General features: G+C 39.3%; 24 protein-coding genes. 7 read left to right on the top strand and 17 right to left on the bottom strand.

Translation table 11 applies throughout. From position 1 onward, the window contains the following. Positions 1 to 6 precede the first annotated feature (6 nt). The 16 genes from HMAT_RS21640 to HMAT_RS21565 all read right to left on the bottom strand — a co-directional run bounded on the left by HMAT_RS21640 (position 7) and on the right by HMAT_RS21565 (position 16,932). Positions 7 to 3,351, bottom strand: a complete 3,345-nt coding sequence (locus HMAT_RS21640; protein WP_158656040.1) for a SusC/RagA family TonB-linked outer membrane protein — start codon at positions 3,349 to 3,351, stop codon at positions 7 to 9. 192 nt (positions 3,352 to 3,543) lie between these two features. Further along, complete coding sequence (locus tag HMAT_RS21635) at positions 3,544 to 4,731, bottom strand: FecR family protein (RefSeq protein WP_104384934.1); 1,188 nt, start codon at positions 4,729 to 4,731, stop codon at positions 3,544 to 3,546. Between the two features lie 84 nt (positions 4,732 to 4,815). After that, entirely contained in the window at positions 4,816 to 5,409 is a 594-nt protein-coding gene (locus HMAT_RS21630; RefSeq protein ID WP_104384933.1) for an RNA polymerase sigma factor, read from the bottom strand. Positions 5,410 to 5,698: 289 nt separating this feature from the next. Beyond that, complete coding sequence (gene trpA, locus HMAT_RS21625) at positions 5,699 to 6,460, bottom strand: tryptophan synthase subunit alpha (RefSeq protein ID WP_104384932.1); 762 nt, start codon at positions 6,458 to 6,460, stop codon at positions 5,699 to 5,701. A gap of 3 nt (positions 6,461 to 6,463) precedes the next feature. Continuing rightward, positions 6,464 to 7,648, bottom strand: a complete 1,185-nt coding sequence (gene trpB, locus HMAT_RS21620; protein ID WP_104384931.1) for a tryptophan synthase subunit beta — start codon at positions 7,646 to 7,648, stop codon at positions 6,464 to 6,466. Continuing rightward, positions 7,645 to 8,244, bottom strand: coding sequence for a phosphoribosylanthranilate isomerase (locus HMAT_RS21615; protein ID WP_233789487.1), 600 nt, complete (start codon positions 8,242 to 8,244; stop codon positions 7,645 to 7,647). The genes trpB and HMAT_RS21615 overlap by 4 nt, the downstream gene beginning before the upstream one ends. Before the next feature lie 28 nt (positions 8,245 to 8,272). Beyond that, positions 8,273 to 9,262 carry an anthranilate phosphoribosyltransferase gene (gene trpD, locus HMAT_RS21610; protein WP_104384929.1) on the bottom strand — a complete coding sequence of 330 codons (990 nt, stop codon included), beginning with the start codon at positions 9,260 to 9,262 and terminating at the stop codon, positions 8,273 to 8,275. Positions 9,263 to 9,653: 391 nt separating this feature from the next. After that, positions 9,654 to 10,121, bottom strand: a complete 468-nt coding sequence (locus HMAT_RS21605) for a hypothetical protein (protein WP_104384928.1) — start codon at positions 10,119 to 10,121, stop codon at positions 9,654 to 9,656. A gap of 80 nt (positions 10,122 to 10,201) precedes the next feature. Beyond that, positions 10,202 to 10,423, bottom strand: coding sequence for a DUF2795 domain-containing protein (locus HMAT_RS21600; RefSeq protein WP_028072584.1), 222 nt, complete (start codon positions 10,421 to 10,423; stop codon positions 10,202 to 10,204). Positions 10,424 to 10,545: 122 nt separating this feature from the next. Beyond that, positions 10,546 to 11,304 (bottom strand): ABC transporter ATP-binding protein, encoded by a 759-nt coding sequence (locus HMAT_RS21595; protein ID WP_104384927.1) that lies wholly within the window; start codon positions 11,302 to 11,304, stop codon positions 10,546 to 10,548. Next, a complete protein-coding gene (locus HMAT_RS21590; RefSeq protein ID WP_104384926.1) occupies positions 11,286 to 12,077 on the bottom strand; it encodes a 1-acyl-sn-glycerol-3-phosphate acyltransferase in 792 nt (263 codons plus the stop codon). Before HMAT_RS21590 ends, HMAT_RS21595 begins: the two co-directional genes overlap by 19 nt. A 65-nt stretch (positions 12,078 to 12,142) precedes the next feature. Beyond that, positions 12,143 to 13,057, bottom strand: coding sequence for a substrate-binding domain-containing protein (locus tag HMAT_RS21585; protein WP_104384925.1), 915 nt, complete (start codon positions 13,055 to 13,057; stop codon positions 12,143 to 12,145). Between the two features lie 4 nt (positions 13,058 to 13,061). Beyond that, on the bottom strand, positions 13,062 to 13,535 hold the full coding sequence (locus tag HMAT_RS21580; RefSeq protein ID WP_104384924.1) for a DsrE family protein: 474 nt from the start codon (positions 13,533 to 13,535) through the stop codon (positions 13,062 to 13,064). Between the two features lies 1 nt (position 13,536). Next, positions 13,537 to 14,517, bottom strand: a complete 981-nt coding sequence (locus tag HMAT_RS21575; RefSeq protein ID WP_104384923.1) for a c-type cytochrome — start codon at positions 14,515 to 14,517, stop codon at positions 13,537 to 13,539. Between the two features lie 80 nt (positions 14,518 to 14,597). Then, positions 14,598 to 15,500: a LysR family transcriptional regulator gene (locus tag HMAT_RS21570; RefSeq protein ID WP_104384922.1), complete on the bottom strand. Its 903-nt coding sequence runs from the start codon at positions 15,498 to 15,500 to the stop codon at positions 14,598 to 14,600. Between the two features lie 61 nt (positions 15,501 to 15,561). Continuing rightward, positions 15,562 to 16,932, bottom strand: coding sequence for a dipeptidase (locus HMAT_RS21565; RefSeq protein ID WP_104384921.1), 1,371 nt, complete (start codon positions 16,930 to 16,932; stop codon positions 15,562 to 15,564). 107 nt (positions 16,933 to 17,039) lie between these two features. On the opposite strand from HMAT_RS21565, the gene HMAT_RS21560 reads away from it, so the two are divergent. From HMAT_RS21560 to HMAT_RS21530, 7 genes are all read left to right on the top strand, one after another. Beyond that, on the top strand, positions 17,040 to 17,354 hold the full coding sequence (locus HMAT_RS21560; RefSeq protein ID WP_158656039.1) for a hypothetical protein: 315 nt from the start codon (positions 17,040 to 17,042) through the stop codon (positions 17,352 to 17,354). 7 nt (positions 17,355 to 17,361) lie between these two features. Further along, the gene (locus tag HMAT_RS21555; protein ID WP_104384919.1) at positions 17,362 to 17,913 is read left to right on the top strand and encodes an RNA polymerase sigma factor; all 552 of its coding nucleotides are present in this window, start codon (positions 17,362 to 17,364) and stop codon (positions 17,911 to 17,913) included. Beyond that, entirely contained in the window at positions 17,906 to 18,256 is a 351-nt protein-coding gene (locus HMAT_RS21550; RefSeq protein WP_104384918.1) for a hypothetical protein, read from the top strand. Before HMAT_RS21555 ends, HMAT_RS21550 begins: the two co-directional genes overlap by 8 nt. A gap of 184 nt (positions 18,257 to 18,440) precedes the next feature. After that, on the top strand, positions 18,441 to 21,185 hold the full coding sequence (locus HMAT_RS21545) for an outer membrane beta-barrel protein (protein ID WP_104384917.1): 2,745 nt from the start codon (positions 18,441 to 18,443) through the stop codon (positions 21,183 to 21,185). A 17-nt stretch (positions 21,186 to 21,202) separates the two neighbouring features. Continuing rightward, the gene (locus tag HMAT_RS21540) at positions 21,203 to 21,991 is read left to right on the top strand and encodes a GLPGLI family protein (RefSeq protein ID WP_104384916.1); all 789 of its coding nucleotides are present in this window, start codon (positions 21,203 to 21,205) and stop codon (positions 21,989 to 21,991) included. 296 nt (positions 21,992 to 22,287) lie between these two features. Further along, entirely contained in the window at positions 22,288 to 25,005 is a 2,718-nt protein-coding gene (locus HMAT_RS21535; protein WP_104384915.1) for an outer membrane beta-barrel protein, read from the top strand. Between the two features lies 1 nt (position 25,006). Then, positions 25,007 to 25,798, top strand: a complete 792-nt coding sequence (locus HMAT_RS21530; protein ID WP_104384914.1) for a GLPGLI family protein — start codon at positions 25,007 to 25,009, stop codon at positions 25,796 to 25,798. 74 nt (positions 25,799 to 25,872) lie between these two features. Here HMAT_RS21530 and HMAT_RS21525 read toward each other — a convergent pair whose 3' ends face one another. Next, positions 25,873 to 26,052, bottom strand: coding sequence for a histone H1 (locus tag HMAT_RS21525; RefSeq protein WP_104384913.1), 180 nt, complete (start codon positions 26,050 to 26,052; stop codon positions 25,873 to 25,875). Position 26,053 lies beyond the last annotated feature (1 nt).

The raw sequence follows: 26,053 nt of genomic DNA, 5'->3' as shown, positions 1-26,053 counted from the left end.
CTCGTATTAGAATTTGAAATTGACATTGAAACCGATGTTGCGAACAGTCGGTTCAGCGAGTTGTAAATTACTATAACCATCAGGATCCATATAAGGAACTTTAGACCATAACAATAAGTTACGTCCTACTAGCGAAACGCTGGCAGTCTTAAAAGGTGTTTTACGTAAAAGAGTTGTAGGTACCTGATAGCTCAGTGTTAATTCACGAAGTTTGACAAATGTACGATCGTAGAGAACAGATTCATCAATTCCGTTTGTATAAGTTGCAAATACCCAATCTACATAGTTTACAGAGCTAGTATTAGGGGCAAATGTCCGAGAATCCGTCATAATATTCCCTTGTGCATCATAGGTCACATTTCCTCCTGTTTGGGTTACACCTCCCGCCATGTATGTTTTCTGGCCGAGATAGGCCTCCTCACGATAACTATTTGCGGTATTGGGATGCATACCACCCTCGTACATTTTCGCTTCTAAACCATTATAAGTCTTGCCGCCGATACGGCCGTCAAAAGCAAAAGAAAGTCCAAAGTTTTTATATTGAAAGCTATTCAGAAAACCAAATTCCCAGTTGGGATCTGTATAGCCTAGATTGACCTGCTGATTAATATATTGTGGAATCCCATTTTCATGAACAATTTGTCCGTCGGGAGATTTTTGCCATGCCCAGCCGCGATAAACATCCATTCGTTCCCCGACTTTTACGCCACCGCGAATTTCTTCACCACCGTAATATTCAAGTACAGTATTGCGTAATCTTGAATAATTTAATGTTGTACTCCATTTAAAATTCTCCGTTTGTACAGGCGTTCCGGATACGACAAGTTCGATACCTCTCCGGCGGTAACGGTCACCGTTCACCTGAAGTTTTGCAAATCCTGAAGCTTCCGATAATGGGACTTCAACAACATTGTTCGTTCGGTCATAGTTGAAGTAGGTAAAATCAAAGCCGATCCGATTGCGAAACAAACGTAATTCAGCACCATATTCCTGAGAGATTGTTTTATTAGGTTTTAATCCTGGAGGACGTAAGGCATTAGGTAGATACAAGGACGGATTTCCATTCCATCGACTGCCGATTTCGTAGGTTAGCAGTGCGCTATACGCATCTATATCTGTGGTGGCATCTGTCACTGCACCGCGAAGTTTGAAATAGGAGACTACTTTGGGTAATTGAAACATTTCAGACACAATTAGGCTTAGTGATGCTGAAGGGTAAAAATAAGAGTTATAAGGAGATTGCAGCGCTGAGGTCCAATCATTTCTTCCTGTTAAACTTAAGGTTGCCATATTGCGATAATCCAAATCAACATATCCATACATTCCATAGACCTGTTTTTCAATACGTTCATTAGTCGAGCGGACTGGATCCCTAGAATTATCTAAATTGTACCACTCCGGTACAGATAGTCCGCCGGTTGTCTTTGATTCCAGTTTGTTGTATTGGTCTAATCTGGTACTTGCCCCGACACTGGCGGTAATCGTAAAGTCTTGAGCTATTTTTTTGTCATAGGTCAGCAGGGCATCGCTGACAAAGCGCATCCGATTTTTACGATTGACACTATAGTTGCCATAAGGTGCCGCATCTGTGCCATAGTTAATATAACTGTAGGGAATACGGCTTTCACTGTTAGCAAAATTTGTGGTAATACCGCCGCGAACGAGTAATTTTAGGTCATTGTTAAAGCTGTATTTGATATTTCCCTGAGAAACAATCACGTCATTCGTGTAAGCTCTTTCCTTCTCGTATGCCAAAAACCAAGGGTTATTGTACCAACTGTAGTTGTATGTTACTTGCTCTAAGCCTTCGCGACCTGGTTTCCAATAATTACGCAGATCCTGTATAGCTACATCTGGGCCCATCCATAAGACGATGTTGTAAAGATAATTGTCGGGTGAATAATCACTATTTGGGTAATTCGGAGAGTATTGTCTATTATAAGATAAGGTCGCTTCGGCATCGAGTTTACTATTTAATTTAAGCTTGCCTGCAAGACTCAAAGTCGTTGCATTTAGTTTAGTATTGGGGACTTGTCCCTTTTGATAAAGATGGGAGAGGGAAATGCGGTAATCCGATTTTTCTGTCGAACCGGCTACGCTTACATTATGTGTTGTAATTAACCCATTGTCTAGGAAATTGTTCAAATTGTTTTTTCCTCTACTGATCCACGGAAGTGGTTTTAATTTATTTGTTTGCGGGTCCATCGGACTGTTGTATTGTGGTATTTCGACAAAACCACTGCTTGTACTGGGGTCAGGTTGATTGAGCTTAGGTCCCCAAACGTAACCATAGGCATCATTGATACCGCCACCTTTGCCGTCTACAAAGGCGTATTTTCCATTGAATCCCATACCATAGTCCTGTTGTGTCTTGGGAATACGTAAAAATCCAGCTTGAAATTCTGTACTTGAGTTGTAAGTGAGTTCAATTCCCGACTTTCCGCCTTTGCCCTTTTTGGTTGTGATCATAATAGCACCATTTTGTGCCACTGAGCCATATAAAGCTGATGAGGCGGTTCCTTTCAATACCGTGATATTTTCAATATCATCTGCATTCAGGCTCCACATATCAAAACCATCGGGAGCAGGAACCCCATCAATGACGATTGTAGCATTACCGCCTCTCAATGTAATTTCGGGATTTTCAAATAAAGTAGATTTGGTTCTGATCTGGAGGCCGGCAACTTTTCCAACTAGACTAGAAGCAACATTAGGCTCACGGGCGGTGGTCAAACTTTCTCCCTTGATGTCTTGTGCTGCATAAGCTACTTTACGTTTTTCCTTGTTGATGCCCAGAGCAGTGACAACAACTTCGGCCATAGCATTATTAGCGGCGTTTAAGATAATGTGCATTTCTGTATCTCGGACAGGAATTTCTTGTTTCTCATATCCAAGAAAACTAAAAACAAGTGTCGATGCGGCCGGTATCCTTATTGTGAATCTTCCTTCCGAGTCTGTTCGTGTTCCAATTTTGCTGTCGGCTTTTATATAGATGTTGACACCCGCGAGCGGGCCTTTACTATCTCTAACAGAGCCTGACACTTCGAGCTGTTGGAGTGTATTGGCGACGGTAATTGTAATTGTTCTGGCCATCTTTTGGTAGCTCAATCCTCTCGGTGTGAGGATCTTTTCCAATGTTTCTTCTAAAGAAGCTCGTTCTATGGTAAGATTGACCGACTCTACTTTGTTAATCAGATCACTTGAATAGAAAAATTTGTAATCAGTCTGCTGTGTTATTTTTTTTAACACACTTTCTAAGCGCATCTGCTTGACTGATAGGTTGATTTGTTGTCCATTGGTTTTAGCATTTAGCCCAATTGATAACAAGATGAAGATGATTGTCAATTTCATTCTTCTAATGATTAAATAATGCACAGTAAAGAAACGATATAGTCGTATCGTTTCTTTACGATCACAGAAATATTCCATAATTTTGAATAAGGTTGTTTAATGATTTTTTGAACAGCTTTTTTGAACAGATTGCGGAGATGTTACCACCATCTCCGTATTTTTTTATATTAACTTTTTATCATAGGCGGTTTTTTATTTGTTTTTTTGTTTAACTGTAAGGTGATTGCCATTCAGGGTAAAATCCAGATTACCAACATTGGCAAGCATTTTCAGTACGCCATTTAATTTACTGTTGCGGTCCATACTACCACTATATCGGCCGCTAGGTAAATTTCCAATTATACTGACTTTCAGATCATACCAATTACTAATATCTTGCAATATCTTTCCTAGAGATTCATCTTTAAAATAGAAATATCCTTCTTTCCATGCAGTAGCACTTTCAATATCAATAGTTTGTATTTTTAGCTTGTTTGTTTCATCTATAAATGCTTTTTCCCCTGGTGTCATGATGATGTGCTGATCATGATATGTCAATTGAACCGATCCTTCTACCAGTGTAGTTGATATATGCTTGTTATTATAGGCGCGGACATTGAATGAGGTGCCTAATACCGAGATATTGAGATCCCCGGTTTGAACTTTAAACGGACGTTTTTTGTCTTTCTGTACTTTAAAGAAGGCTTCACCTTCGATTCTGACAAAGCGTTGGTCTGTTGGAAAACGGTTGGGGAAATAGAGCTTGGAATTGGCATTTACCCAAACAGTTGATCCATCTGGTAGCTGTATTTCAAAAGTCCCAGCTTTTGGAACTTCGAGCATGTTCCATTGAATAGCTTCTTCAGGAGAGCTTCCGCTATAAACCAACCGGCCTTCTTCATAGTTAAGATTGGCTGCACTATTTTTCTCATTGACTGTGTGTTGTTTATCGAATTCCAGCTTTTCACCATTGTAAAGTGTCAGGCGGGCTTGTTTTTTTCCTGGAAGGATTTCTTCCGGATGCTTTTCGACAAGTTGTTGCGTTACATTTTTGGAGATATTCGGTTTGTATTGCCAAAATATAGTTAAAATGCTGAGGATTAAAATTGCTGCTGCCGAAGCAAATCTCCATAATTTTTGTGTTTTTCTTTGCTTCTTTTCCCTTTCCTGAAACGTTGATAGTGTTTGTGCTATTTTTTTATCAACAGAACCTACTATTGACTCAACAGCTTGGGGCGACTGTTCGGATTGGGGGATAGTAAGCTGTTCTTTTATCAGATCATATAGATGCTCCGTGGATGCTGTAGAACCAAAATGTTGCATCAATTGTTCAATGTCCTCAGCTGAGCTACGGTTGACAATAAAATCCTGAAACAGTTTATTCAAATTTTTCTTTTCCAAGGCACTTGTTTTATATCTATTACGCCTTACTACAGAAAAGTCACTACATCAAATTGAAATTATTTTTTATTTTTTTCGGAAGAGTTATTTAGCCCACAGAAGAAGAAGGAAATAAGGGAGATTTACGGGATTCTGTAGAAACATTAATATTTTCTTATTAGCCCGATTTAGGTGGTTGCTAATGGTATTTGGAGATATTTGTAAAAGATCTGAAACTTCCTCATAACTACGGCCCTCTATTTTGCATAATTGGAATACGGTCCTGCATTTAGGAGGGAGTTCTGTTAGCGCCTTATTTATCAGTTCTCTTCTGTATTTATTTTCCAAAAGCTCATCTATATGTTGGTAAACCGTTTCTTGGATATTGATAAGATAGTCCTGATAATTTCGATCTTTACTGATTTTTCGATAAAAGTCAGCAACCATATTGGCTGCTATGCGATAGAGATAGCCTTCAAAACAACGTTCAGGATCAATCTTCGTTCTATTTTCCCAAACTTTAACAAAAACATCATGGAGGATATCTTCGGCAATATCGGGCGCTTTTACGAGTTTAAGCAGATTGCCTGCTAGCTGATGCTTGTACGTATTGTACAACCATTCAAAAGCTATCATTTCACCTGCATTTAAGCGAATGATCCATGCGGTATAATTCAGATCTTCAGCTTTACTCTTCATTTCGCGAAACTATTGGTTATACATGAATTGGTTGTTAACAGAATGTAATCAGATTGTGTATATCCGTCTTTGGTTAAATAAACACTCCTAAAAGGCATATTATTAGCTCAAGCGTATTTACGCTACAATATTAGTAAATTATGTATGAAGTTGGTATATATCTTTTAAAGAGAGTGGAACTATAGGCTATTCAATAGCTGTGTGATACAGCATTTTTTGAGGTACTTAATAGGTAATAACGTGAGTCCATCGCCTTGCCTTGAACTCACGTTAGTACATCGTTGTTGTTTTACCCTTTTATTGATTTGATAAAATCAGGGATTTGATCCATATAATCTTTTTCCCCAAGTCTTTTTACAAATGCACTGCCGATAATTGCTCCGGCAGTATGTTGACTTGCTTTCTGGAAAGCCTCTTTATTTGAAATTCCGAATCCAACGATCAAGGGGTTGTTCAACTGAAGATCATGTATCCGCTTGAAATAAGCATTGGTATCTTCGCCTACATCCAGCGTTTTACCCGTTGTTGCATTGGAGGATAATAGGTAGATAAAACTATTGGATAGACTGTCTATTTTCCGGATACGCTCTGTTGAAGTCTGCGGTGTAACGATGAAGATATTTGCAATACCATTTTTTTCAAAAGTTTCCTTATAAAGATCCTCGTATTCGTACATCGGTAGATCAGGAATTATAACGCCATTTACACCAACATTTTTGCATTCTTCACAAAATTTCTCTACGCCGAATTGGATCACAGGATTGACATAGCCCATCAGAAAGACGGGGATCTTTACCTGTTGGCGTAGCTCGCGCAATTGTTCAAATAATTTTTTGACAGTCATTCCGTTTGCCAGGGCGACTTCCGAACTGTGTTGAATGACAGGTCCGTCCGCAACAGGATCGGAATAAGGAAAACCGATTTCCAGAAAGTCAGCACCGGCTTCTTCTAATTTTTTAGCGATGCGGAGAGTGCTATCCAATTCCGGATACCCAGCTGTAAAATATATCGATAGAAGGGGATTACCTTCTTTTTTTTCAATTGTAGTCATGCTTTAAAAATCAAAGTATTTCATATAGTTATCGAGATCCTTATCGCCGCGCCCTGATAAACAAACCACAACGGTTTCATCACCTTTAAAAGGGATTTTACCCAAATACGCAAGTGCATGTGAACTTTCGATCGCGGGGATGATGCCTTCTAGTCGAGTGAGTTCCAATCCTGCATGCATAGCTTCATCATCTGTTATACTAACGTATTTTCCTCTTCCGGATTTAAATAGCCAAGCGTGTTGTGGCCCGATACCGGGATAATCAAGTCCGGCAGAGATCGAATAAGGTTCAGTTACTTGACCGTCATCAGTTTGCATTAAGATGGATCGACTACCGTGCAATACGCCCTCTTTTCCTAGGGCTGTAGTAGCTGCAGATTCACCGGAATCAACGCCATGTCCTGCTGCCTCTACGGCATATAACTGTACAGCTTCATCGTCAAGGAAGTGGTAGAACATTCCAGCAGCGTTGGATCCTCCCCCCACACAAGCCAATACGATGTCTGGATTCTCTTTACCTGTTTTAATGAGCAATTGTTTTTTTGTTTCCTCAGAGATAATGGATTGAAATCGGGCAACCATATCGGGATAAGGGTGTGGACCTACGACAGAGCCAATAATGTAATGTGTATCAACAGGATTATTGATCCAATCGCGCAAAGCTTCATTTGTCGCATCTTTGAGTGTTTTTGAACCAGATGTTGCGGCAATGACTTCCGCACCCATCATTTTCATTCGGGCGACATTGGGTGCCTGTCTTTGGATATCAATTTCCCCCATATACACGGCACATTGTATCCCTTTTAGTGCGCAAACGGTAGCCGTAGCGACACCATGTTGCCCAGCACCTGTTTCTGCAATGATGCGTTTTTTTCCGAGACGTTCGGCCAATAGGATCTGTCCGATGGTATTGTTGATCTTATGCGCGCCGGTATGATTGAGATCTTCCCGTTTGAGATAAATCGTTGTACCATATTTTTCAGACAGTCGTTTCGCATGATACAAAGGGGAGGGGCGTCCCACATAGTCACTGAGTAGTTGGTTAAATTCCTCCTGAAAACTTTTCTCTTCGATTATCTTGAGATATTCTTCACGTAGCTCTTTTACGTTGGGATAGAGCATTTCGGGGATATAGGCACCACCAAATGGACCATAATATCCTTTTTCATTGACTTGATATATACTCATTTCTTAATACTATTTATACTGTGGGCTAAAAGATCGATATCTTTTAATCCTGGTTCTACTTCAAATTTTGAATTGAGATCCAAGGCATATAGCCTGGGATCATTTGTTTGTACAGCGTCTTTCACATTGTTCGCATCTAATCCGCCACTGAGGAAATAGGGACAATCAAGTTTGTATTGATGGAGCAAAGACCAGTCAAATTGTAGACCGGTACCACCGTAGGAATTACTTTTGGTGTCAAATAAAAAATAGTCAATTACCCCTACATAAGCTTCCAATATTGACCAGTCAAAATGTGTGTCAATACCAAAAGCTTTGATCACGGTCACTGGTGCATGTTGCTTAAGTTCTGCGCAGAATTGAGGACTTTCATCACCATGCAATTGAGCTGCATCTAAGTCGAACTCCTCTATTTTGCGATAGATCTCCGTGAGGTTCGCATTGACAAAAACACCAACTTTTATAACACCTTTGAGTCCTTTGATATATTTTTGATTAGCATCGCCAACAAAACGTTTGGATTTTTCATAAAATATAAAACCGATGTAGTCAACAGCAAGGGCGGCCACCCCAACGATATTGTCAGGGTGTTTCATGCCACAAACTTTTATCTTAATCGCCATTTTATTGCTTTATTATTTTTTTGAAACTTTGGAGCGCCTTTCCTGCCATAAGTGATTCCTCGGCTTCATAGAAACAGTCACCAAAAGATTTTTCAGGATGAAATGTTTTTATGGCAAATGCCGCATTTGTCAAAACAACATTGTTCTGCACATCTGTGCCTGTATTGTTCAAGATGGACAAGAAGGTCTGTGCTGCTTCGGCGATGCTCTCACCACCGGCTAATTCCTGTGGAAGAACTGGATGAAAACCTAGCTCTTCCATATTATAATAATTTTCGCCCTGATTGTTGATAACCTTGAAATCTCCAGTCATCGATATCTCATCATAACCGTCCAGTGCATGGATGATGGAATATTGTTTGTTTGTATTTTGATATAGATAGCCGTAAAGCCGGGCAAGTTCTAAGCTAAATACACCTACAGATTGAAATTTGGGATTAGCCGGATTGGTTAGTGGGCCCAACATGTTAAAGAATGTTTTTACACCCAATGCGCGGCGTATAGGGGCCACTGTTTTCATAGCCGGGTGAAACAGCGGCGCGTGAAGGAAGCAGATATTAGCTTCATCGAGCTGACGCCGTAATTCGGCCTTGTCATTACTGAATTGATACCCTAGATACTCCATTACGTTTGAGGAGCCGCAGCTCGATGATACACCTATATTGCCGTGCTTTGCAACCTGATAACCCGCGCCAGCTGTCACGAAGGAAGCAATGGTAGAAATATTAAAGGTATTTTTGCCATCACCGCCAGTACCACATAAGTCGATCAAGTCATAGCCATCAAAATCCAGCTTGAGGCACAGATCGTACATGGCATCTCGAAATCCGCCAAGTTCTTCCACCCGAATACTGCGCATACCATAAGCTGTCATAAAAGCAGCGATCTGATGACTATCATATTTACCTTTGGCAATGTTCGTCAAAATCTCGTAAGCTTCTTGCCGCGAAAAGGTCTTGTATTCAAATAAATGGGCTAAAATTTCTTTCATAATATTTTTTTAAATAAAAAAGGGCTTACCTTATTCAGGCAAGCCCATCATATCTTGATGTATATATCAAATAATGCAATAGGTGTTTGCCACAACGTTATTCGTTGTGCCACCACCAAGCCTTATTTAATACAGTTATTATCATTTCCGTTTTTATTATTACAAATATGGTTGATAGAATTCTAAAATGCAAGTGTTTTTATTGAAAAATTTTTAAGAAAGCAGTCTAAGCTTAAGATGGCTCATAAGTTCAGCTGCGTGAAATCCTGAAATAAGTCAAGCGTATTGTGCTTTTCCATATCGGAATAGGATGATCAACGGCAAACTAAATGAGTATTTTAAAAAGATAAGATTGCCTGAAAAAACGGAAGACCATAACACATGTGAAAGATTAATAGAATACAAAATGTGCTTTATTGTTTCCTTTGGAGACCAAGGTAAAAGAGGCAATTTTTTTGTCCCGAATAACAGCGGCAAAAACAAAACGTTTGAGATACCTCACGAAATATACTTGTTGCGGATCTATTCCTTCCAGGTCAATATCGTAGGTTTCTTTCCGGCCAGCTGCTATAAAGTTGATGTATTCTAATTGACTGATATCTTTGCTTTGTACATTGATCCGGATTTCGTCTAAGCTGGCCAAAAGATACTCCTGTTGGTCTTCATCGAGGTTTTTTGACGTTAATATATCCTGACTTAAAATGATGTCAGTCGCCAGATCGGGATCATTTAGACGATGGACAAATCTTCTTAACACAGCAATATTTTCTGTCGCCGCGGGACTTTCCTGAGCGAATAAGGGAATAGATAGCATACAGCTTATGAAAGTCAATAACAATACCTTTACTTTTATCTTCATAAGCTTAAGACTGAACTTCATAACAATGGATTAATTCTCTGAAATAAAAAACGCCTTTGACTAAAGGCGTTTTTTATTTGCTAATATTCATCTTCATTGAAGAAGAAATCATCTTTTGTTGGATAATCGGGCCAAATTTCTTCAATATTTTCATATGGCTCACCATCATCCTCAAGAGATTGTAAGTTTTCAATCACCTCAACTGGTGCACCCGAACGAATAGCGTAATCGATTAATTCATCTTTTGTTGCTGGCCATGGTGCATCTTCTAGATGCGAAGCTAATTCTAATGTCCAATACATATAAAAACAATTTAAGTTCTCTATTTTCGCAAAACTATCATTTAATTTAACTTAAACAAGTAAATCAACTGTTATTTTTGTGTCAATAATATAAGTGTTTGATTTATAATGAAATAATATTTTTAAATATTCTCAAAGTCGCTCCCTTTTTCATTTAGGGCACTTAGCCGCGGTGACACAGATTTAATATCAGGATTGGGGTAATCGTTTTCAATTAGACCATCGCGCATGCGTACAATGCGATGTGCATGTAGCGCAATGTCTTCTTCGTGGGTGACTAAGATAATGGTATTTCCCCTGGAATGAATCTCCTCGAGCAAACCCATGATTTCAATGGATGTCTTTGTATCAAGATTCCCCGTTGGTTCATCGGCCAATATAATCGACGGATCATTAATCAGCGCCCGGGCAACAGCCACGCGCTGACGTTGTCCCCCTGAGAGCTCATTGGGTCTGTGATCCATACGGTGTCCCAATCCAACACTTTCCAGTGCGCCCGTCGCTTTTTCTTCACGCTTGGCTTTATTGTATCCTGCATAGATTAAAGGGAGTGCCACATTTTCCAATGCCGTGCTTTTAGGAAGGAGATTAAATGTTTGAAATACAAAGCCGATCTCCTTATTTCTTACTTCAGCTAGCTCGTCTTCAGACATGTCACTTACATTAATCCCATTTAGGATATATTCACCCCTACTGGGGGTATCCAAGCAACCCAGAATATTCATTAACGTGGATTTTCCGGATCCTGAAGGCCCCATAAGTGCTACAAATTCTCCTTTATGAATATTGAGCGTTACTGAGCTGAGTGCATGGATTGTCTCTGAGCCTATTTGGTATTCACGTGCAATATCCTTGATTTCGATTAATATCTTTCCTGACATATTTTTTGGACGTTCTCTGGTTGATGAAAATACGATTTATTCTTCATAATCCAATAGGAATGCATTTTGTCATAAACAATTTTCTCCAAGTCTGCGGCATTGTTGTCGTCAAAGTCTTTTGTTTCAATAGGTGAAAAAACATGGACCCTGACAATCCCCGGATGGGATCCTCTTTTGGCGCCATCATCAAAAAAGATATCCCAGGCGTTCTCAATGATAATGGGAACTACGGGCACATCATTTTGTACCGCAATACGAAAAGCCCCAGACTTGAACGCATGTATCTGAGGTGGAAATCCGTCATCTATTTTTCCTTCTGGAAAAATGACGACACTGCGGCCATTTTGGACAAGCTCGTTGGCACGTTGAAATGCCTTAAATGAAGATACTTTACTTCTCCGTGTGACCGGAATGTCTATGGTTTTGAAAAATATACGGGTTACGGGATTTTTAAGAAGGGAGGCCTTCCCGATAAATGAAAACGGGACAGGACATAGGTAGGTTAGCGCCGTGATATCAAGCACTGAAGTATGGTTGGGACAAAGTATCATTGGTCTGTTCCAGTCCATTTTTGATTCATAGGTGACCTTAAAAAATACACCCGCCAATGCCGATCCCCCTATGGATACCCAACGCCGCATACGCGCAATCCGGGCGTAGTTCTTTTCCGGATGCAGGGCCAGGAAATAGATATAAGGGAATAATACGATGAAAACAAGTAGAACGCTAATAAAATACCAATAACGATGGAGTTTTTTGAGCAATAGAACCATACAATTCAACTAATTTTGACCTAAAGTAAAAAAAGAAAATGGATAATTAATTATCCATTTTCTTTTTAGTCTATTGTAAAGCCATACTTTTTGTAGATCTGCTTGGCTGTGGGGGAGTCCATAAATTTTAAAAAATCATCTGCAGCCTCTGCGTGTGGTGCATTTTTCAATTTTGCGGCCACATAGGTCGCTGTGGTATTCTGGGCATCTGGAATGGCTATGCCTTCTACTGGATGACCAATAAGCTGTTGATAGACGACCTCAGATGTCCATACTGGCGCTACATCTGCTTGACTATAAAGGATGCGCATGGGGCTTTCGCGGTGATGTATTTTTGTCAAATACGTACTGCCGTCCTTTACCTTATCTTCCATAATTTTCTTGACCAGCTGTTCGCCGCCTGCTTTTTTATAGGAAGCCTTAATTTGTTCACCTATGCCTTCCCATTGCGGATTAGGCATGCTAATCCGTACATTGACTTTCCCCAGATCATTCAACGATTTGATATTTGCGGGATTACCCTTTGGAATCATCAAACAGATGTTGTTGTAACAATAAGTTTGCGTATGGCTGAAATAATCGGCCATTTCATTAATCGCGCGTTTGCTTGCGGTGTAGATATCGGGTTTGTGTGTAATGCGTAGATTGCCAATGGTGATGGAGCCCCCTTTAATCTGTTTCGCTAGAATTCCAGGCGGCAATGTTTCGACAAAAATACGTTCGTATTGTGGGTATTCTTTTTTGAAAGATGCCAGTAAATCATCCACGACCATAAATTGGTTGCCGGCAAAAAAGACAGTGAGTTGCGGATTTTCAATATCGCCGTACAGATCCGGAATGTTATCTATTCCCGGTACTGTGAAATTCAATGCTGATTCCGGCGGGTTGTTCCAAGGTGGATCAAAACGATGTTCCTGCGCCTTAATTTTTGAAACGGCAAAACAAGCCAGAGCGAGACTTAATGTGATTAATTTTCTCATCTTACTATGGTTTAACAATGACCCAACCTTCATCTCCCCTTAAGATCAATTCGCCGTTCCCACTGGGAACATAACCGATGAAATCAAATAGCTCTTCTTTTGCGATATGCTTCTCTTCCAACGTATTTAAACACTGTGCGACAATAACACCTTTTTCGACGAGGTCCTGCAATGGTTTTTCATACTGGCTATTCTTTTTTAGATAGGCCTCGGTACCTCCTGAAAAAGCCACCAGTTCAATTTGAAGATGTCCTTTCAACCGCGGATCTTTCAGCACATTGTTGATATTGCGAATGGCTTTCTCAATTGTTTTTGGATCATTACTATCCAATTGATAGATCGCTTTATACGTTTTTTTCTTAGCAATTGCGCCCGTATATCGGTGGTTGTCAAGTAGTAGTTTGCTGGTTTGAGCTTTCGCTTGTATTGTTGTCATCGCTAAGAGGATGCAGGCAATTGTCAAATGTTTTTTCATCATATTAAAAATTATAAGGTCCCTGTTTATGTTGTTCTAAACTAATGTTATCTGCGTATGGAGGATAGGGACTATCCTTTGGCTTCTTTGCTAGATTCGGGTAATCAAATTCCTTGTTTGCTTTTTTGGGACGATCAAAAGAATTGATGTAAGCGGCGACGTCATAGGCCTCATCATCGTTGAGCTCTGGTGCGTCATAACTTGCTCCCAAGGGCATGTTTGCTTTAATAAAACGTGTAGCTGTAAGCAATCGTGCCATACCGGCTCCATCGTTGTAGCTGTCTTTTCCCCAAAGTGGCGGATATAAATATCCTTTACCCGTGGACTGTGGCATACCTTGTCCATCTTTTCCATGGCAGCTTGTACATTTGCCTTCAAAGACCAACTGGCCATGTTTTAGATCCGCAGCACGATTTGGTATGTCCATTTTGACAAATCCCTGGCCGGTTAATCTTCCCTTATTGACCGTATTGATGCTGATATTTTTTATATAGGTGACAATAGCACGCATTTCTTTGCTGTTTTCGGGAATAGCGCGGCCGTTCATACTTCGTTCAAAACAGCCGTTAATACGCTCCTCCAGTGATTCAACTTTATTTTCCCGTCCGATATAGGTTGGGAAAACATTTGTGAGTCCAACATAGGGAGCTGCGAAAGCTTTTGTCCCACCGTTGAGGTGGCAACTGCTGCATGCTAATTTATTTCCGATTTTTATTTCCCCATCGTAAAAATAGTCATAAGTGTTTTTGATCAGCTTCTCGCCGTAACTAGCCATTTCACCTTCTGGATTGTCTTTGAAGGATATGGCTTTGAACTGTGATACATGGGTAATCAGTGAGTCATTGCTTGCAGCGAGTGAATCAGTCGATTGACCGGTGCTTCCATGCTTAAGCGGAAATACACAGAGTGTTGTACAGGTGATAAACAATGCAATAATAATCCAACTGAGCGCCTTTAGGTAATTTGTTAGTTTTTTGTATTCCATGCCTCTAATTCGTTTGTACAAATCTACCGGTCTATTAACAGCGATTAAAACGAAGTTTTTTTATGAGATATAACCAAATGTTATATCTTGAAATTTTGTTTCAGGCAGAACTGCAAGAATAGATTTGGGGTACCGGCAAGACCACCGTATAGATGCGTGAAATAAAAATAACGTTCAATAGACAGCTGGGGAATATCTATAATGGTCAATTGATTATTTAAGACCTCCCGTTGAACCGTATGAATAGAAAGAAAGGCAAAACTGTGGCGGCGGGCCAGGTATCCTTTTATACTTTCTGTTGATGGTAATATCATTTCTATCTGGATTTCTGAGAGGCTGATACGTTGTTCTTTTAAAGCATTTTCAATAATGGTACGCGTACCTGAGCCCTGCTCGCGAAGCACTAAAGGTAAACGTGTAATATCCGAAAGAATGGGTTTTTTTAATTGTTTTAATAGTGGGTTTTCGCTATTGGTGACCAATACGAGCTCATCTTTCATAAAAGGGATATATTTTAATGCTCTGTTATCTGTTGAACCCTCCGTGATACCCAAATCCAATGTTTTGTCAATAAGCTGTTCTTCAATGCTACGGCTGTTGGACTGGAAAGATTGGATGCGGTTATTTGGGTATTGGGAGAGGAAATCTGCCAGTAACGTGGGAAGTACATATTGGGAAATCGTCGTGCTGGCTCCTAATACAAGGTTTCCCTTACGTCCTGTTTGTAGTTCTTGTATTTCCTGTCCTGCCTGATTGTAGAGATTGATGATCTGCTGGGCGTATTTATAGAGAATTTGTCCCGGCTCAGTTAGCTCCAGATTATTTCCCTTTCGTTCAAAAAGAGGTACACCAAGTTTTTTTTCCAGTTCCTGAATGTTTTTGCTGACTGCAGGTTGTGAGATGAAAAGTGCCGAAGCGGTCTTGGTAAAATTAAGATGCTGAGCTGCAGTATAAAAAACGATGAGACGAAAATCAAAATCCATAAAACGATAAAGGGTTATTTCTAAAATTTAAAAATAACCCTTTATCTAAAGAAAAACTAAATTATTTACTTAGTTCTGCGTAATATTTATGAAATAAAGGAATTGTAGAGATACCCATGAGGTAATTCTCTATTCCATACTTCTCGTTTGGAGAATGCAGGTTATCGCTGTCAAGTCCGAATCCAAGAAGCACTGTTTTTAGTCCTAAAACGTCTTCAAATAAAGCAACGATTGGAATAGATCCACCACCGCGGGTAGGGATTGGTTTTACACCAAATGTTTCATGCAACGCTTTTTCAGCAGCTTTATAGGCAACGCTATCTGTTGGTGTGACTACTGGTTCACCACCGTGATGCGGTTTTACTTCTACTTTAACATAATCTGGAGCAATACCCTCAAAATGTTTTTTGAATAACTCAGTAATGCGTTCAGAATTTTGGTTCGGTACAAGACGCATGGAGATTTTTGCATTTGCTTTGGAAGGTAACACAGTTTTTGCACCCTCACCGATATATCCACCCCAGATACCATTGACCTCCAAAGTAGGTCGGATTCCTGTGCGTTCTAAAGTTGTATATCCCTGCTCTCCCCAGATATTCTGAATACCCAAATCTGATTTGTATTCTTCGATATCAAATGGGGCTTCATTCAATGCTTTGCGTTCTTCAGCCGTTAACTCAACGACATCGTCATAAAATCCAGGGATTGTGATATGGTTGTTTTCATCGTGCAGGGAAGCAATAAGTTTTGCGAGAATGGTTGCTGGATTTGCAACAGCACCACCATATACACCCGAGTGTAAATCCCGGTTTGGCCCCGTGACTTCGACCTCGACATAAGACAGACCACGAAGGCCGGTCTCCAAAGACGGTTGTGCCATGCTGATCATAGAGGTATCCGAAATAACAATAACATCGGCTTTAAGTCTTTCGGTGTTTTCCTTAACGAAAGTACCTAAGTTGACAGAGCCAACTTCCTCTTCACCTTCGATCATAAATTTGATGTTACATGCCAACGCATTGTTTTGCATCATATATTCGAAAGCTTTTACATGCATGTAAAATTGTCCTTTGTCATCTGCTGAACCACGGGCATATATTTTACCATCGCGGATAGTCGGTTCAAAAGGAGGGGTATCCCACAACTCATATGGATCTGCTGGCTGTACATCGTAGTGACCGTAAGTCAGTACAGTTGGCAATGACGGATCAATAATTTTTTCGCCATAAACGATTGGATTGCCAGCAGTGGCACAAACTTCTACGTTGTCGGCGCCTGCGTCACGCAGTTTTTGAGCAACAAATTCAGCCGTCTTCTGTACGTCGCCCTTAAATTTAGGATCAGCACTAACCGAAGGTAAACGCAATAAATCAAACAACTCATCTAAAAAACGTTGCTTGTTTGCTTCTACATATTCTTTAATGTTTTGCATATTGTTTGTATTTGAAACAAATTTACACAAATCGGCACATTTAACTCAATTTGTTGTAACCTTTTCGAACCCGATGGTGACTAATGTTAAAATTAAATCAAATTATTATGGGAAAAGAGCAAATGGCAGCAGTGATGGCTGTGGGATTATTCACCTGTATCACGCTTTGTGTTTATTTTGTGATGCGTTATCGCAGTACAGCAATCAATATACCCGGAGAGGAAAGAAGGAGGCAACCCGCTGATTGGCAAAAGCCGGGGATCCTGGTATTGGGAATAGGCATTGGACTATTTATTGTGGGCATATTACAAAACTATGTGAGTGCTGGTTTGCCTGATTCACTCGTGGTCGCAATTTTAATCATAGCTGCCGGTGTGGCAATGATTGTAGCGAATAAATTGGATAAAAAACGCGATATTTAGCCATTCAATGGATGAAATCTATATTCGAAAAGTACTGTCGGGAGATGTTGAGTCATACCGGTATTTTATAAAAACGTATCAGGATATGGCTTTTTCTGTTGCGCTTTCCATTGTCAAGCAAGAACATTTGGCAGAAGATGTTGTCCAAGATGCTTTTATTAAATGCTATCAATCCTTATCCTCTTTCAAAGGCAAATCAAAATTTAGTACCTGGTTTTATCGTATCGTTGTCCACGTTGCCTTTAATAGCATACGGTATAAGAAAATAGCATTGATCAATTTTGAGCTGACGGATCATGACCTAGCCTATGATGCGTCTGTTCTCGATGAAATTATTGACAACGAGCGAAAAGAAATGATTAATGATGCCCTAGCTATATTATCACCCAAGGAATCTGTTGCCCTACGCCTATTCTATCTGGAGGAACAATCCATGGAGGAAATTCAGGAAATCATGGGCTGGACACTCGCTAACACAAAAGTTATACTACATCGGGCGCGCAAAAATATGCAACTGGTATTGAGTCAATTGATTAAAAAATCCGAATATCATGGATAACGAACACAAGAAAATGAAACAGGTCATGCAAATGAGCAAAGTAAGCATGCCATTTGACGACTTTGAACAACGTATTATGGGGAAGATTGCAGGTTTGGAAAATGCAAAATCTAAAGCGCATTCGGATAAAAAATATGCCATCGTATTTTTTCTTTTGGGATCAATCTGTGGTATGCTACTCAATAGCTATTGGATGAATAAGCTTGAGCGCATAGAAATGATGGCCGCATACCGCAATTATATCTCGATATTCTTCCAGATTGTTTTTGTGGCATTGATCTGCTCTTTCTGTCTGCAATTATGGAAATTGATCAAGATGCAGCAGGATAAAAGCTATCAATAATTCAGATCCCTTTATGAAATTTGCCAAGTATTGTTTCCTAGAGATATGACCTTTTTATTTCGTTTCAATTAGAGTCGGAGCAACCGGGGAAATTTTTTTAGAAATAAAATTAAATTTACTGTAACAAAACATTGGTTTTATCTACTAATGTTATATTGATATTAATATACTATCCAACAATTTTATGAAAAGAGTTTTTCAAATTCTCTTATTTTTCGTTTTCGGTACTCAGGGAATGGCGCTCGCGCAGTCCAAAATTATTGCCGGAAAAATAAGTGATGTCAAGGATCAGGTCAAATTATCTGATGCAACAGTCATGTTGCTAACCGCTAAAGATTCCATATTGACAGGTTTTACGAGATCAGATGAAAATGGACTTTTTTCTTTATCCAAGCCCGATACAGGATCTTATCTATTGATCATAAGTTATCCCAAATACGGTGATTATTATACAGAGATTTCTAAGGATAAAGATTATTCCAAGTTAGCTGTTGGGCTGACCAAAACGGCCACTTTATTGGAGGAAGTTATTGTTACTGGTCGAATTCCCATTACTATAAAAGGAGACACCACGGAGTATGACGCTGGTAGTTTTAAAGTAGAAAAAAATGCGAAGGTTGAAGATTTGTTGAAAGTCTTGCCTGGGATCACCGTTGACGCGTCCGGAAAAATTACCGCACAAGGTAAAACTGTCAAAAAGGTATTGGTGGATGGTGAGGAGTTTTTTGGTGACGATCCGACATTGGTGACCCGCAATATTCGATCAGATATGGTTGATAAGGTACAGGTGTATGAAAAGAAATCCGAGCAGGCGGAGCGAACAGGTGTAGATGACGGTCAACGTGAACAGACTATTAATGTCAAACTAAAAGATGGTTCCAAAAATGGCATGTTCGGAAAAGCCTTACTCGGTGGCGGTACCAGTGACTATTACATGGGGCAGTTGATGTTAAACAAATTCAAAGGATCTCAAAAGATCTCCGTTTATGGTCTTTTTGGAAATAACGGGACGACAAGCATGAACTGGCAGGATGCACAGAAATACGGTGGTGACTCGGGTGTTTCATACGGGGATGACGGGTCCATGTCCTGGTCTAATTTTACGGATCCTTTTTCAGGGCAGGGTGTAATTGGTATACCGCGAGCGATTAATTCGGGGATCAATTTTTCGGATAAATTCAACAAGGATAAACATAACGTCAATATTAACTATAAATACGGAAGATTAAGCAGTGATGGAGATGATGAGACAATCAGTACGGGATTGATCAATAATAAGTCAACTAAATCCATAGATACAGAAAATGACCAGCATCGCGCCAATTTGAAATATGATCTGAATTTTGATTCATTAAATACCTTGACGATCCGGGGTGGAATTTCCCGCAAAAATCTCTGGTCGGACAATAAACGTGAAGCCTATCAGTTTGCCCAGAATATGGATACAACTGTAGCTGAAAAAACGCAGGAGACCATCAAGAACACAGTCAATGAGTTGAATTTTAGTACTTATTTTACCCATAAATTTAAGAAAAAAGGACGTTCTTTTACATTTGACGGTCAATTCAGACGAAGTGAAATGATAGGTGATGGTCATCTATTTTCAACCGTTCAGAATTCTCTTAAAAAGGATACTATAGGATATACACCGATAGACTCGACAGATCAACGCAAGGAACGCAATAATAAAAATGATGTACTGGGGGCTTCAGTTTCCTATACAGAGCCAATGTCGAAAGTTTGGAACCTTGTTGTCGGAACTGGAATAGAGAGTAGTAATAACTCTTCCCGTGTTGAATCATTCAATAAAGGTGCGGACGGAAAATATGATGATCTGGACAGTCGTTTCAGTAACAATTACGATTTTGATAGACGGAGCAGCAGATATAAATTAGCCGTCGTGCATACAACCGATAAGTTGAAGTTTACCGTTGCTAATAATTTTAATAATGATAAGCTCAAACAATATAATTACTATAGTCAAGAGGGGCTTTCCAGAAGTTATTTTACTTATAATCCCAATGTAAGTGCCGGATATTCCTTCACAAAGACCAAAGGGTTATGGATGAATTACACCGGAAAGAATCAATTACCTTCCATGAGTCAGATTCAGCCTATTCTGGATAATTCGGATCAGATCAACCGGTATTTGGGAAATGAAAATTTAAAACCTTCTTTTAGAAACTCCTTAAATATCAACTATAACTCATTTCGGATTTTGACTGGAAGTTATGTCTATGCGGGCGGGAATATCACTTTGGATAAAAATCCGATCACACAAAATATTGATACTGTAAAAGGACTCAATATCTACACCTGGAATAATGTAAAGGGTAAAACAAATACTTCCGTGAATATCTGGTCCGGATACCATTTCAAATTGAGCAAAAAATTGGGCTTGTCCAATTCGCCACAGTTCTACCTGAATATGAGTGATAATTATAATCTATTCAACCAGCAATTAAACAACGTCAACACAACGAATTTCAATTTTACGTATAATTTTAAAAGAGATACAAAGACTGGATTGAATTTCGATTTAAACTTCAGCCCACAATATCGCTTAATGAAATCCAGCTTGGAACGTAACACGAATAGTAATGGCTTTGTATTTGGATCGAATGGTAGTGTGGAATATTTTATCAATAAAACCTTTAAAGTATATACAAACTATAGCTATACCTACGAGGCAGCAACGAAGGCTTTTGATGAAAAATTCGAACAATTCTTGTTGCATCCCGGAGTAAGTAAAAAGTTCCTCAAGAATGAATCTTTGATGTTGGATTTTATGATCAACGATGTACTGAACCAAAATAAAGGTTTTAGCCGTTCGGCATCAACATCAATTTTTACACAGCGACGTTATGATACGATCCGTAGATATTATATGCTCAAGTTATCCTGGGATTTCACAAAAATGTTTTTATAAAATTTAAGATAAATACCATGTTAAAATATATCGTTTTTCTCTTTTTTTGTTGTACAGTTCTAAGCCTCAAGGCGCAGTACACGCTATTTGGAAGGTCTGGGAGCATTTCCTATGATAAAACCATGTACATGAAAAATATTGTGGGCAAAAAGTTTTTAGCGAAGGCTGATGATAAATCAAAAATATTTTTTGAACAGGTGTTACCCAAACTTCCTGAAAATGCTGTATTGAAAAAGACCCTAAAATTTAATGCCAATGAAACCTTGTTTGAACCAGTCAAAGATGATAATCTGGATCAGATGGTCAAGCAATACATCATGATGCTTGCATTGGACTTTGAAGGAATTACTTTGTCCAATATGACGACCCGTTCTTTTCTAAGGTATAATGATATCGTTGGTGAAAAGATTATTGTGGAAGATACGATGAAACGTATTAAATGGAAAATTACTGACGAGTATCGGGAAATCGCGGGATATAATTGCCGGAGAGCCAATGGTCTTACAGCTGACTCGATTTATGTAATCGGCTATTATTGTAATGAGATTCCAATCAGTGGCGGACCTGAGTCCATCAACGGTCTTCCTGGGATGATCCTAGGATTGGTAGTGCCGAGCCAGCATGTTTCCTATTTTGCCACGAAAGTCGAATTGAGCAATGATGTGATCATGGATAAAAAGAGATTCGAAAAAAGTAAAGTGAAACGGATGACCAGAAAGACAATGACCGATCAGATTTCGGGCGTTCTGTCACAGCACATGAATAAAGAAACCGTTCAGTTTATTATGGAATTGGGCAATTTGTAACGACGCATCAAGCATAAGTGTGTTTAATTTGTCCGGCACTCAAGTGCCTATCCAAGAAAGGGCTTCCGATAGGTAGCCCTTTCTTGGTAAGAAAAAGTAAAATCAATGTTGATCGGAATAATTTTATGCGAAATTTAGCTGCTATATGATAGGTTAAAAGCGAATTAGTACGATTATTTTCATGTTTTTTTCATTACATGGTTATTTTTTTTAAGTCGAAGTGAAAAATAATAGTGGCAAAATTGTAGTTTTGCCTGCTAATACAATTTATCATTATATACCATTCAATAAATTTTATGAAAAGCCTGTGGTTACCACTTTTACTTTTCCTACTTTGCTCCTGCGGAATAGTTCAAGCACAATCCAAAATCGAGGGAAAGATCAACGATGTAAAGGATCAGCTAAAGTTACAAAATGCAACGATCATGTTGTTGACGGCCCAAGATTCGATACTAACGGATTTTACGCGCTCCGATGAGGACGGAAAATTCTCTTTGGCCAAACCAGATACCGGACAATATATTCTTATTGTTACCTATCCAAAATATGGTGAATATTATGCAGACATCTTACCTGAGAAGGATTACACGAATTTGTCGATTGGACTTACGAGCAGTACGACTTTATTAGAGGAAGTGATTGTAACGGGACGGATCCCCATAACAATTAAAGGCGATACAACGGAATACGATGCCAGGAGTTTCAAGGTGGAGAAAAATGCAAAGGTTGAAGATCTTTTGAAAGTGCTGCCCGGGATTACCGTGGATGCTTCGGGGAAGATTACCGCACAGGGGAAAACGGTCGAAAAGATGCTTGTCGATGGCGAAGAGTTTTTCGGGGATGACCCGAAATTGGTGAGCCGAAATATCCGTTCGGATATGGTCGACAAGATTCAGGTCTATGAGAAGAAATCCGATAAAGCGGAGAAAACGGGCATTGATGATGGAGTACGTACGCAGACCATCAATGTAAAACTAAAAGAGGAAGCAAAACGTGGTATATTTGGGAAAGCCGATGCTGGTGTCGGAAATAATAAATTTTACCTTGGTCAGGGCTTTTTGAATTATTTCAATCAATCTTTTCGGATTTCAACTTATCTGATCGCAAGTAATACCGGAAAAACAGGGCTGAATGGTCAAGAGGCATCAAGTATAGGTGGTGATGGTGACGGTTCTGGAAATTTTGAGGGCGAAGGGGTGCCGAAGTCCTTAAATACAGGTTTTCTATATTCAGATAAAACAGCAAATAAAAAACATACGTGGCGTATTGACTATAAGTACGGTCAATCGAATGTAGATCTGGACAGAAGTACATTCACCAGAAATGCAGCACGGGATACCATTTTGATCAGCGACAATAATACGGCTGCTTCCAGCGACAATAAAAAACATAACGTCGGACTGAAATATGAATTTAAAATAGATTCTTTATCGGATCTGACGGTTTGGGCTGGTGCGAATCGGAGAAGGGATATTAGCTCTTCAGCAACCATTTCAACGACCTTTGACCAATTTGATCAACAGATTAATGGAAATACCCGAAATTTTAAGAATGATACCGAGTCAGAACAGTATAATACCTCGGCAATTTATGTGAGGAGATTTAAGAAAAAGGGGCGTTCATTAACATTTAGCTATGCAACATCAGGCAACAAGCAGGACGGAAGACAGCAGCTATATTCCAATCTAAGCTATTACAGGGATGGTGATTCTGTCGGCAATACGATTTTAGATCAAGAGAAGGTGATTGCAAATAAATCGTTTGCAATGGGGGGGGATGTGTCTTACTCTGAACCACTATCAAAGAAGCTTATTTTAGCGTTTGAGTACGGCATCAACTTTAACCGCGACAATAATTCGGTAAAATCATCTAACAAAAATCCTGTCACAGGAAAATACGATGATCCGGATGAAGTTTATAGCAACGATTTTTTGTATAAAACCACAAAGAATACCTATAATCTTTCGGTCAACTATAAACCGCTGGAAAAATTTGTTATTAATATCGCAAATAGATTTGAAAATAGCGATTTGTCGCAGTTAAACCGAGCCGATAATGCACATCTGTCCAGGTCATTTTTTGTTTATAACCCTGTTTTGGATTTAAATTATGAGATTAAAAAAAATAGGTCAATTTCAATGGTCTATCGAGGCACAAATGGATTGCCTTCACTCAATCAGATTCAGCCACTACGGTCAAACCTTGATCCGTTGAACGAATATTTAGGAAACGAAAACTTAAAACCATCCTATACCAATGAATTGAATTTAGGTTTTAGATCTTTTTCAATTCTTAAAGGTGAGTTTTATGGTATTTTCATCAATGCTTCCCGTACCAACAAAGCCCTGGTTCAAAATGCAACAATCGATTCTGTGGGTAAGACTACGTTTATCTGGGATAACTTAAATCACAATACCAATAATCAGCTCAGCATTAGTCCTATGTATTATGGGATCCTGTGGAAAAAGTATCAATTGAGACACGGTGGAGGACCTACTATCTCCATTGGTAACAATTATAATTATGTGAACAATGTTTTGGCGAATGCGAAATTTCAAACTTATTCATTGAATTATGGGCTTCAAAAGTCCACAACAAAAGGTCTGGATTTTGAATTTGAAGTTTCACCGGGCTATGTCATTCAGAATAATTCAATTGGTAAGATGGAAGACAGTAAAGGTTTTACATTATCTTCTAATGGAAGTCTTAAATACTTTCTTCCGGCTAAATTTGTATTGCGGACAGATTTTAACTATCGATATCAGGCACCGACGGCGGTGTATAGTAAAAAGTTCGAACGTTTTGTGTTGAGCCCTGCACTATCGAAAAAGTTTATGAAAGACGAGAAGCTCGAAGCAACCTTTATGGTTAATGACATATTGAATCAAAATATTGGCTTTGAACGAAATCAAAACGGAACGCTGCTTACCGAGCGTCGATTTAATACAATCGGTAGGTATTATATGGTAAAACTAAGCTGGGAAATCAACAAGATGATAGCCAAATCGAAATAAAATGAGAACGATCAAAAATACAATAACCTTATTTTTAGTCCTATTTTTGGGAAAAGTGGCCATGGGGCAATACGCTTATTTCCCGGACCGTGGGACGATTACTTTTGAGAAAACCGTATTTCTTAAAAATTTGATCAAGCGGTATGCAGCCTATTCCAAAGACGAAGAGAGCCGTAATGCCTTTAAGGGACTGGGTGATGCGGCTCCAGAAAATCAAGTGTTGAGAAAGACCTTGAAATTTTCTCCAAATGAAGTGTTGTATGAGCATATTGTTGAGGATTATCCTGAAGTCACACAGGGGTTAATGCAGATGGGTATTTTTGAATCTGGAATTAGCAGTTATCAGAACCTGAAAACAAAGGAATTCAAATCCACCTTCGAATTGGGAGGAGAACGTATCGTAATCGCTGATTCAACGCTAAGGATAAAATGGAAAATTACGAATGAGTACCGGGAGATCGCGGGATATCAATGTCGGCGGGCAAATGGACTTGTGCTTGACTCGATCTATGCTGTGGCATTTTATACGGATCAGATTCCAGTATCTGGCGGACCCTCCGCATTCAATGGTTTACCGGGGATGATTTTGGGGTTGGCTGTTCCTGAGCTTCATTATAATATGTTTGCGACCAAAGTCGAACTGAGTCCAGTAACGATTTCTTCTGCCGAATTTCTTAAGAAAAAAGACAAACCTTTGAATAGAAAGCAAGTTTACGACAAACTAAATGCTGTTGTAGGAGACTATCTTGGTGTTAAAGTGTATAACCTTGTAATGGGCTGTTATTACTTGTAACAAGTGCTAAGTCCATTAACACATAAAAAAGGCCCTTCATTTGAAAGGCCTTTTTTATGTAAACTCAGGAAAGATTATTTTCCGCCGTTTTTCTTAGCAGTAACTTCGTTACGAATTTCTTGTGCTAAGGTTTTGATGTCTTGTAATCCTTTACGTACACGTGTACCAGCAGCAGAATTACCATTGTTGAAGAACTTGTCTGCATCAGCTTCGATAGAAGCTACTAACTCTTTTAATTTTACGTAGTTTTCCATT

Origin of the sequence: Sphingobacterium sp. HMA12, assembly GCF_002933815.1 — a bacterium.
Taxonomy (GTDB): Bacteria; Bacteroidota; Bacteroidia; order Sphingobacteriales; family Sphingobacteriaceae; genus Sphingobacterium.
This window is presented reverse-complemented; position numbering and strand designations above follow the sequence as displayed.